General features: G+C 43.7%; 1 protein-coding gene. It reads right to left on the bottom strand.

The window, feature by feature from the left end:
• Positions 1-16 precede the first annotated feature (16 nt).
• Positions 17-1,513, bottom strand: coding sequence for an IS66 family transposase (tnpC, locus tag G327_RS0123610; RefSeq protein WP_051090342.1), 1,497 nt, complete (start codon positions 1,511-1,513; stop codon positions 17-19).
• Positions 1,514-1,519: the final 6 nt, after the last annotated feature.

Raw genomic sequence — 1,519 nt, 5'->3', positions numbered from 1 at the left:
GTAAGCGTCCGGCCAACTACACTGGCTCGAGTTTTACGTTCCATGGCAAGAGCGAATCTATCTCATCTGGCTGATTTGATAACTGTTCAAGGCAGTGCATTAAGTAGTTAAAGGGCATTAACCCGTTTGCTTTCGCCGTTTCGATAACGCTATAAAGAATCGCACTGGCTACAGCTCCATTTTTAGTATTAGCAAACAACCAGTTCTTACGACCAATAACAAATGGTTTGATCGCCCGCTCTGCACGATTATTATCAATAGATAATTGACCGTCATTAATATATTGCACCAGCTTAGGCCACTGATTAATGCTGTAACTGACGGCTTTTCCAAGCGCACTTTTCGGCGGTACTTGCTCGGCAGACTTGTCTAACCATTCTTTAAATTTATCCAGTAAAGGTTGTGAGTGCTCTCGTCGTACTGTGCGTTTCTCGGCAGGCGATTTCCCTTTGAGTACAGCTTCAATACGATATAACTTTTGAATCTGATTCAATGCCCAGTTTGCTTTACCCGTTTTACCTTTCGGCTGGGCCTGCACCACTTCTTTAAATTTACGGCGGGCATGCGCCATACAGCCTACTAATATCGCATCTGTTTTTGAGTAACCGGCATAACCGTCAACTTGCAGATAACCTTTATATCCACCTAGGTATGCAACGGGGCACGCTCCGGCGCGGCTGTTTTGATAATCGTATAACACAATATTAGGCAGCGCCCCTGCACTTGGAGAATCAGTTCCACTGCAGTAGACCCACATATAACAATTTACTCTCTCTTCCTTAATGACCTTAAGCGGTGTTTCATCTGCATGGATAACAGGTTGTTTTAAGAGTACTTCCTGTAAGCGTTCAACTAGTGGCTTGAGGAGCAGGCTGCTTTTTATAATCCAATCGGAGAGTGTCTGGCGACTTAAACTAATACCAACTTGCTGAAACATCGATTCTTGACGGTAAAGCGGCAAGGCATATTGATATTTACTGATAATAACCTGGCTCAATAAGCTCGATGTCGCCATGCCTTTAGCGATAGGGCTACTCGGGACCGGTGCGATTTTAATCCTTGTTTGGGTATTTGAACGTTCGCATTCCCGGCAACTGTATTTTAATCTGACATGCTCAATCACTTTAATCTTGGCCGGAATGAATTCGAGTTTTTCAGTGCGCTCTTCGCCCATTTTATGCAGAGTACTCCCGCAACAGGCGCAGTGTTTTTGCGCTTCATCAATATCGTGAATAATCACGTCACGGGGCAAATTTTCGGGTAGCTTTTGACGCTTAGGTTTATTCTTCAGTGTCACCGACTGAGATGCTGAATCATTCTTATTTTCACACTCTCCATCAATATCGCAGTCTGCCGTCTCGATAATAAGTTCGGCTTCATTAAAGATGATATCTTGTGGTGCATGTGATTCACTGCTTTGTCCGAACTGTTTATGCTGTGCCAGTTGGAACTTTTCTATCAGTTCATTTATCTGCGCAGTCTGATCAAGAATTATCTTATCTTTTTCCTGCAGAGTGCC

It is taken from the genome of Psychromonas ossibalaenae ATCC BAA-1528 (assembly GCF_000381745.1).
GTDB lineage: Bacteria > Pseudomonadota > Gammaproteobacteria > Enterobacterales > Psychromonadaceae > Psychromonas > Psychromonas ossibalaenae.
Note: the sequence above shows the minus strand (reverse complement) of the source record. Positions and strands in the feature narration are given on the sequence as shown.